An 8,649-nucleotide genomic window follows, 5' to 3' on the forward strand; every position below is an offset into this window, starting at 1 on the left:
CGTTATCCCTTCGAGGGGGCGAGAAGCCCGACGGTGCCGTCGAACTGCCAAAGCGGGTTCGGTGCGTCCCCGTTCGGGGTCCGCACCAGGAAGTAGCCGTTGACTTCCTTCGGTCCGTCGCCGTCGGCGACGAACCGCCCGTCAGGGGTGACGTCGAGCTGGTAGATGGCCGTCCCTGCGGCCTCGACGCCAGGGAGATGCCAGGAGACGACGCAACGCCAGTCGTTTCCCGGCCCTTCGGCGGCGACCTTGTCGCTGCCCTTGTCGCACGTCGCCGTGGCCTTCAGCTGCGCCTCGGTGACGGCGGGGCGGCCCAGCTGCTCGGTCTGCATGCGATAGAGGTGGGCGAACGCCGTGGCCAGTGCGCGCTGCACCTTGTCCTGCTCGATCCCGGAGCCCGTGGCCGTGGTCGTCGCGGCGACGACCGCGACCGTCGCGGCGACCAGCCCGGCGAGCGGCAGGAGCCCGGCGGTGACCGCGCGGCGTCCCGAGCCGTCGGCGGTCAGGTTGGTGAAGTCGCGCCGCAGGAAGAGCAGACAAGCCAGTGCCGTCGCGGTCACGGCCCAGACCAGGCTGACAACGATGCCGATGAGCAGCGGGGCGACCTGTGCCGGGCTGGTGAACAGGCCGTTCCAGGAGATGACGGCGTAGCTGGGCAGGGAGAGGCGTACGGCGACGGGCAGCGGCATCAGCTGGGCGAGCTGCATCGCGAGCGCGACGAGCACGGGCAGCAGCAGTCCCATCGGGGACCGCCCCAGCGCGACCGACCCGAGCAGTCCGATCCCGGCGAGAGCCAGGGTCGGGGCGAGTACACAGACCCAGGCGAGCAGGACCTTCGCCGCGGCGTCCGCCGGCGTCAGCAGGTGTCCGTCGAGGCCCACCAGCGGCTGGTTGCCGACCGCCATGACCCCGCCGGCCGCGCTGGAACAGGCCAGCCCGGCCACGAGCAGCAGCAGGACGGTGAGGCTGGCCAGTGCCTTCGCCGCGAAGATCCGCCCCGGCGACCGGACCGCCACGAGCAGGTGGCGCCAGGTGCCGAGCCGGTCCTCGGAGGCGAACACGTCGCCGGCGACCACCGAGGTCAGCAGCGGGAGCGCCCAGGTGCCCGCGAAACCGAGCGTCACCAGCGGTCCGGCCCACCCCGTGGCGTGCATCCAGCGACCGAAGAGAGTGTCGGACGGGAGCGTGCTCTGCCGGCTCACCGCGGCGACGAAGAGCGCCGGAACGATCCAGCAGGCGAGGACCAGCAGGCGGATCCGCCACTGCGAGGCCAGCTTGACCAGCTCGAAGCGGTAGCCCCGCGCCAACGGGACGCGCCGTGTCCCGGCGCCCCGGGCGTGGGCGAGGGTCGCGGTCATCGGCCCGCCTCCTGCTGTTCGGTGAGGGCGAGGAACGCGGTCTCGAGCGGTGACACCACGGGGACGAGTTCGCGCACCGCGATGCCCGCGTGCACGAGCCGCGCCACCAGTTCGTCGAGGGCGGGCACCAGCGCGCGCACGACGAGCACCCCGGCGTCGTCGACGACCCGGATCCCCTCCGTGTCGAGGGACAGCCGGCGGGCGGCCTGCGGGTCGGAGGTGAGCAGCCGGTAGTCCAGTTCACGGTTCTCGGCGGCCAGCTTGCTCAGCGGGCCGGAGAAGACGACCCGTCCGGTGGCGACGATGGTGACCTCGGAGCACAGTGCCTCGAGGTCGTCCATGCGGTGGCTCGACAGGACAACGCTGGTTCCGTCCGCCGCGAGCCGGGAGAGGACACCGTGTACCTGCTTCTTGCCGGCCGGATCGAGACCGTTGGACGGCTCGTCGAGTACGAGCAGCCGGGGCTCGGTGAGCAGGGCGGCGGCGAGCCCGAGCCGTTGACGCATGCCGAGGGAGAAGCCGCGAGTCCGGTCGTCGGCGACATCGGTGAGCCCGACCTGGTCGAGCACCTCGTCGATCCCCGTGGTCCGCGTGTCGCGGCCGTGCAGAGCGGCCAGCGCGGCGAGATTCTGCCGTGCGGTGAGCGAGGGGTAGAGACCGGGCCCGTCCACGAAGCCAGCGACGCCGTCAGGAGCGGTGAGCGCCCGCCCGACCGGCGTGCCCAGGATCGTGAGGCTGCCACTGTCCGCGGCGGCCAGGCCCAGCAGGAGGCCGAGCAAGGTCGTCTTGCCGGCGCCGTTCGGCCCGGCCAGGCCGTGGATCTGCCCCTGCGCCACGTCCAGATCGACGCCGTCGAGTGCGACGACGTCGCCGAAACACTTGGTGATCCCACGAGCCCGGACTGCGAGGAATATGTCCATGGTCCCCTTCTCCCAAAACCCTCAGGGAACTTAGGGACCGCACACAGCGCTGGCAGGGACAGTTGGCTGAACGACGAGCAAACGGGTCGTCAAGTCATCGGCAAGACAATATGTACGGAGTAAAAAAGACCGCGCCGGAGGCGCTCTACTTGAGCCAGGCCTTCACCTTGCCGGGGTTCGCCTCGACCCACTTCTTCGCCGCCGCCTCCGGCGACATCTTGTCCAGCGCGATGTACCTGGCCACGGTGTTCTGGTCGTCGTTGGTCCACCTGAAGTTCTTGACCAGGTCGTAGGCCGGGCTGCCGGACTTGGCGAACTTGGCGCTGACGATCTTGTCGAGGTCGAACACCGGGTAGTCGCAGGCGACTTTCGCCGGGTCGGCGTCGCAGCCCGGCGTGTGCTTGGGCAGATCGACCTTGACCAAGGGCACTTCGGACAGGAACCACTGGGGCTCGTAGAAGTAGCCGATGACCCATTTCTTGTTCTTCTCCGCGTTGCGGAAGGCCTGGATGAGCGCGGTCTCGCTGCCCGCGTACACCACCTTGAAGTTCAGATTCAGGTTCTTGACCAGTGCCGCGTCGTTGGTCTGGTACGACGGGTCGCCGTCGAGGAGCTGGCCCTTGCTGCCGGACTCGGAGGTCTTGAAGCGGGACGCGTACTTGTTGAGGTTCCTCCAGTCGGTGATGTCCGGGTACTTCTTCACGAGCCACGGCGGGAGATACCAGCCGATGATGCCCTTGTTGCCGGTCGGGCCGAGGTCGACGGCGGTCTTCTGCTCGGTGATGTACTTCTTCTTCAGGTCCTCGTGGCCCCAGTTCTCCAGGATGGCGTCGACCTCGCCCGTCTCGAACCCCTGCCAGCCGATCTCCGCCTTCAGGTCCTTCTTCTCCACCGTGCAGCCGAGTTCGTGCTTCGCGACGTAACCGACGACGGCCGCGTCCGCCTCGTAGCCCACCCACGGGTTGACCGCGAGGTTGAAGGTGCCGCACTTGCCGGAGCCGCCCGAGCCGCCGGACCCCGAGGCACTGTCACCGACCTTCGCGCCGCCGCAGGCGGTCAGGGTGAGACCGAGTACGGCCACGCCCGCCGCGCCGACGCGCCACCGACTTGCTTGCTGAGTCATACTGCTGCTCCTTGTGGGCCGACGCGTCGCGCCGTTGCCCGAGTGATCGGATCTGGATCAGGCCATGTCGAGAGCGCACCGGAACCCCACGTTGCCGGTCGCCGAGTCCGGGACCAGGCCCTGCCTCGCGGCGACCCGGTAGCGGCGGCAGTAGGACGCGTGGCACAGGTACGAGCCGCCCTTGGTGACGCGCCGCTGTTCGCCGGGCGCGGAGGAGAACCGGTCCTCGCACCACTCCCAGACGTTGCCGGTGGCGTTGTACAGGCCGAAGCCGCCCGGCTCGTAGGCGTCGACCGGGCAGGTGCCGTACCAGCCGTCGGCCGTCGGGTGGCGGTTCGGGAAGTCGCCCCGCCACACGTTCATCCGGGGGCGGCCGCCCGGTTCGAGTTCGTCGCCCCAGGGGAACACCTTGCCGTGCAGTCCCCCTCGGGCGGCGCGTTCCCATTCCGCCTCGGTGGGCAGGCGCTTGCCGGCCCAGGCGCAGTAGGCGCGGGCATCGTCCCAGTCGACGTGGACGACCGGATGGTGTGCCCGCTCCTCCCAGGTGGAGTGCGGCCCGTCGGGACGGCGCCAGTCGGCACCCTCGACCTGGCGCCACCACGGCGCGCCCACCACGCCCCGGGTCGGCGGGAAGTCGTCCGGAAGCAGACCGGCGAAGACGAACGACCAGCCGGTCCGCTCGGCGCAGGTGCGGTACCCGGTGTCGGCGGCGAAGCGCGCGAACTGCGCGTTGGACACCGTGCAGGCATCCATCCAGAAGGCGTCGACGTACACCGTCCGCACCGGGCCTTCCCGGTCGGCGGGGTAGGCGAGCGCATCCTCGCTGCCCATGAGGAACTGTCCGGCGGGCACGGCCACCATGCCCTCGGTGTCCGCCGGGCGGACACCGGTCAGCGGGGACGGCGGCCGGTCCGCCGCCCGGCCGCCGGACGGCGTACAGCAGTTCACTGGGCCCCCATGACACGCCGGTGCAACCCGCCGTCGAACTCCAACGGTTCGCCGGCCGCGGCGTCCAGGTCGATGCGCACGGTGTGAACGACACCCGTGAACTCGTTGTCGAGGACGGGATAGTCGTCGGTCACCGGCGTACTCAGGTCCACTCCGACGTCGAGGGTCTCGTCGAACGAGAAGTAGTACGGAATGGTCTGCTCGACGCGTCCGGTCGCCTGCCGCTCGCCGTCCACCAGGAGTACCGCGGTCCCGCCCTTGCCGAGTCCTCCACCGTCGTAGTCGAACTCGAGCCGCACCTCGTGCCGTCCCGGTGTCAGGGCCTTGTCGCCGCGCACGGTGTACAGGCTCATCCCGAAGTAGTTGTAGGCGTACGCCGGCTTTCCCCCGGTGACGTACAGGGACCAGCCGCCGAACCGGCCGCCCTGGGCGATGAGCACACCCTCGGCCGTCGGCTCCGGCACGTCGATGTCGGCGGTGATGCTGTGCGAGCGGTTCTTGACGTTGGGGGTGGTCTCCTCCGTGAAGCGCCGCATTCCGCCGCGGTAGGTCACGGACCTCCGGTCGCCGAGCAGATCGATGCGCCCGGCGACGGCGGGGTTCTCGCGTTCGGTGACCCGGTCGTCCAGTGGGAAGACCTGGTACTTCGCCGCTTCGATCAGAAACAGGTCCTGGAGCGTGCGCAGCATGCCGGGATGCTCGGCGGCGAGATCGTGGGCCTGGCTCCAGTCCTTGTTGAGGTCGTAGAGCTCCCAGACGTCGTCGGAGAATCTCCGGCTGCTGTCCGGCACCATCTCCCAGGGGATGCCGTGCCGGGTGACCGCCATCCAGCCCTCGTGGTAGATGCCCCGGTTGCCGCACATCTCGAAGTACTGCGTGCGATGGAACTCGGGCGCCCGGGGATCGGCGAGCGTGCGCCACATGCTCGTCCCCTCGAGGGGCTGCTGGGTCACCCCGTCGACGCTGAACGGCGCCGGGATGCCCGCACAGTCCAGGATCGTCGGCAGTACGTCGATCACGTGCGAGAACTGGTGGCGCAGGCCACCGCGTTCGGGGACCCCTCGGGGCCAGTGCAGGATCATGCCGTCCCGGGTGCCGCCGAAGTGCGAGGCCACCTGCTTGGTCCACTGGTAGGGGGTGTTGAGCGCCAGCGCCCAGCCCGCCGGGGCGATCGGATAGCTGTACGGCCCGCCGATCTCGTCGAGGTGGTCGATCATCTCGTTTGGGTCGTCCACCACGCCGTGCCCGAGCCGGTGCTCGACGATCGTCCCCTCGATACCGCCCTCGCCCGAGGCGCCGTTGTCGCCGAGGATGTAGAGGATCAGGGTGTTGTCCAGCTCGCCGAGCTCCTCGAGCGCGTCGACGAACCTGCCGACCTGCACGTCGGCGTGTTCGGTGAAGGCGGCGAACGTCTCCATGAACCGGGCCGCCAGCCGGCGCTGGTTGCCGGTGAGTTCGTCCCAGTGGGGAACGCCCTCCGCCCAGCTCGCGAGTTCGGCATGCTCGGGCACCACCCCGAGTTCCTTCTGCCGCCGCAGGGTCACCTCGCGCTGGCGGTCCCAGCCGTGGTCGAAGCGCCCGCGGTACTTCTCCCGCCACTTGGGGCCGACGTGCAGCGGTGCGTGCGCGGCACCGAGCGCGAGGTAGGTGAAGAACGGGCGGTCCGGGGTCAGGGTGCGCTGGGTGCGGACCCAGTCGATGGCGTGGTCGACGAGGTCCTCGGAGAGGTGGTAGCCGTCCTCGGGCCGGCGGTCCGGCTCGACGGGGGTGGTGCCCCGGTAGAGCAGGGGGTACCAGTGGTTCATCTCGGCGCCCATGAAACCGTAGAAGGTGTCGAACCCCTCCCCGGTCGGCCAGCGGTCGAACGGCCCCACCGCGCTGATCTCCCGCGGTGGGGTCTGATGCCATTTGCCGAAGGCGGCCGTGCTGTAGCCGTTGCCCTGCAGGATCTGGGCCATGGTCGCCGCACTGCGCGGCCGGAATCCGTTGTAGCCGGGGGCCGCCGTGGTCATCTCGGTGGTGCCGCCCATGCCCACCGAGTGATGGTTGCGTCCGGTCAGCAGGGCCTGCCGGGTCGGCGAGCACAGGGCCGTCACATGGAACCGGGTGTAGCGCAGCCCGTTGTCGGCGAGCCGTTCCGCGGCGGGCATCTCGCAGGGGCCGCCGAATGCGCTGGAGGTGCCGAACCCGAGGTCGTCGACCAGCACGATCACCACGTTCGGTGCTCCCTGCGGGGGAGGTACCGGACCGACGGGGGTGAAGGGAGCCTCCTGGTCGTGGACGTCCATCGCTGTGGTCAGCGGTCGGCGTGTGTCCGGTCGCGGGAGTATGTGCCGTCCGGCGTCGAACTCAGTCATGTATTTCTCCGATGCGAGGCCCGGCCGGGAAATGTCACACGTTCTTCTCCCGGCCGAATAACCGGCGTCCTGAAACTGGTCTAAGCGGTCCGGGAAACCCGCTGCCCGCGGTGCAGTAAAAATGTCAGTCGCCGCGGCACCGGTCAACAAGATGCCGTGAAGCCCCCTGAACCGGTTTTGAATGAAGGCGGTAGAAAACTTCTATACCGGCAGCGGTGTCAGGGCCCTAGTCCCGGGCGGGTGCGGTCGCCAGGTCCACGAACGCCTGGGCGGCGGGGGACAGCGGGCCCGACCGCCAGACCAGCCGGCCGTGGCGCAGCAGCCGCGGGCGGTTGGACAGCATTCGGGCCCCGCGCAGCGCGGCGTCCCGGGCCATGGAGGCGGGCAGCAGTGAGGCGCCGACGCCGGAGAGGACCAGCGGCACGATCATCGCGCGGTGCGCGGTCTCCACGACGATCCTCGGCGGGACGCCCAGCGCGGTGCACACGTCGTCCAGCGCCGCCCGGGTCTCGGTGCCCGGCGGTGTCACTATCAGATCCAGGGCGGCCAGTTCGCGCGACGTGATGGTGTCGCCCGGCGGAATGCGGTGATCCGGCGGCAGCACGACGTGCATCTCCTGCTCCGGCAGGTCGATGCCGCGGAGGTCCGCCGTGGGCACCGACGCGTCCACCAGGCCGAGTTCGCACTGGCCGGCCGCGACCATGTGCGCCACGGCAGGGCCCTGCTCCGGGTCGACCACGCGCACGGAGACCTTCGGGTGCGCGCGATGGAAGTGCCCCAGCATGCCGGCGAGCGGGTCGACCGACAGGGTCGTCTGGGAGACGATGTCGAGCCGGCCGCCGCTGAGCCCGAGGACCTCACGGACCAGGGAACTGGCCGTGGACAGGTCACGCATGACCTGCCGCGCCGGCTGGACCAGCGCCTCGCCCGCCGCGGTGAGGGCGACGCCGTGCGGGAGGCGGTGAAACAGTTTTCCGCCGAATTCGCGCTCCAGGGCGCGGATCGCGTGGGACAGCGAGGGCTGGGCGACATGGAGGGAAATGGCCGCGGCTGTGAATCCGCCGTGCTCGACCACGGCGAGGAAGTATTCCAGCTGGCGTCGTTCCATCGGCTCTCCGTAAATTCCGGGCAACGTTATCACCGGGCGTCGGGGGTGGACCTGGCGGGCGTGGCGGAGATCATCGACGTCGTCATCGAGGCGGCCGCCCGGAGACGTACCGGCAGGTCTTCTACGACCGCGACCTCGCCGGCACCGTCGTCCTGGTCGGCGTCTCCACCCTGGAGATGAAGCTGGAACTGCCGCTGCTGGACGTCTTCGGCCGGGGCGGCGCGCTGAAGTCGAGCTGGTACGGCGACTGCCTGCCCTCCCGGGACTCCCCGATGCTCATCGACCTCTATCTGCAGGGCCGTCTCGATCTGGACGCCTACGTCACGGAGACCATCAACCTGGACGAGGTCGAGAAGGCCTCGAGCGGATGCACGGCGGCGACGTCCTGCGCTCGGTGGTGGTCCTCTGACGGCCGGCGCCCGCATCGGGGACCCATCGGCGACGCCATCGCCCGGGCGGTCGGGAGTGCCGGCTCGCATCACTCCAGGCAGGCCGCCCTCTTCCCGCACATCCTGGGCAGGAGAGGGTGGCCTTCCTTCGCTCTGCCCGTTGTTGCGCAGTGCACTGCTTGTTGCGCCAGAAGAAGCGCGGAAGTGTGCGGTTTCCTGGCCTCTGAACGCCTTGACAAGGGTTCTGGGCCGCCCGCAAACTGGCGTTGCGCTAACCGCAATCCGTTTCGCTATACGCACTGAGGTGTGATGATGATTCCCGCGTGCCGACTCGCGGATCTCCCGCGAGGCGAGGCCCTCCGGCTCGACATCGACCCGCCGGTCTCGGTGTTCCACACCGACGACGGCGAGCTCTTCGCCATCGACGACACCTGCACCCACCAGGA

7 protein-coding genes and 1 pseudogene are annotated in these 8,649 nt (G+C 69.7%); 2 read left to right on the top strand and 6 right to left on the bottom strand.

Annotated elements, in window-relative coordinates; translation table 11 throughout:
• Positions 1 to 2: 2 nt before the first annotated feature.
• From H8R17_RS31895 to H8R17_RS31920, 6 genes are all read right to left on the bottom strand, one after another.
• Complete coding sequence (locus H8R17_RS31895; RefSeq protein ID WP_187826693.1) at positions 3 to 1,358, bottom strand: ABC transporter permease; 1,356 nt, start codon at positions 1,356 to 1,358, stop codon at positions 3 to 5.
• Entirely contained in the window at positions 1,355 to 2,278 is a 924-nt protein-coding gene (locus tag H8R17_RS31900; protein WP_187826694.1) for an ABC transporter ATP-binding protein, read from the bottom strand. The genes H8R17_RS31895 and H8R17_RS31900 overlap by 4 nt, the downstream gene beginning before the upstream one ends.
• A 145-nt stretch (positions 2,279 to 2,423) precedes the next feature.
• Positions 2,424 to 3,401: an ABC transporter substrate-binding protein gene (locus H8R17_RS31905; RefSeq protein WP_187826695.1), complete on the bottom strand. Its 978-nt coding sequence runs from the start codon at positions 3,399 to 3,401 to the stop codon at positions 2,424 to 2,426.
• A 57-nt stretch (positions 3,402 to 3,458) separates the two neighbouring features.
• Positions 3,459 to 4,262, bottom strand: coding sequence for a formylglycine-generating enzyme family protein (locus tag H8R17_RS31910; RefSeq protein ID WP_187826704.1), 804 nt, complete (start codon positions 4,260 to 4,262; stop codon positions 3,459 to 3,461).
• An 83-nt stretch (positions 4,263 to 4,345) separates the two neighbouring features.
• Positions 4,346 to 6,706 (bottom strand): arylsulfatase, encoded by a 2,361-nt coding sequence (locus tag H8R17_RS31915; RefSeq protein ID WP_187826696.1) that lies wholly within the window; start codon positions 6,704 to 6,706, stop codon positions 4,346 to 4,348.
• Positions 6,707 to 6,932: 226 nt separating this feature from the next.
• On the bottom strand, positions 6,933 to 7,814 hold the full coding sequence (locus H8R17_RS31920) for a LysR family transcriptional regulator (protein ID WP_187826697.1): 882 nt from the start codon (positions 7,812 to 7,814) through the stop codon (positions 6,933 to 6,935).
• A 92-nt stretch (positions 7,815 to 7,906) separates the two neighbouring features.
• Between H8R17_RS31920 and H8R17_RS31925 the strand changes: the two are divergent.
• Together H8R17_RS31925 and H8R17_RS31930 are read left to right on the top strand one after the other, a co-directional pair.
• Positions 7,907 to 8,223: pseudogene (locus H8R17_RS31925) on the top strand (S-(hydroxymethyl)mycothiol dehydrogenase); the annotation flags it as partial.
• 289 nt (positions 8,224 to 8,512) lie between these two features.
• Positions 8,513 to 8,649 (top strand): Rieske 2Fe-2S domain-containing protein (locus tag H8R17_RS31930; RefSeq protein WP_187826698.1); only part of this gene is annotated, 137 nt, incomplete at its 3' end.

Source organism: Streptomyces sp. TRM68367, from assembly GCF_014495685.1.
GTDB lineage: Bacteria > Actinomycetota > Actinomycetes > Streptomycetales > Streptomycetaceae > Streptomyces.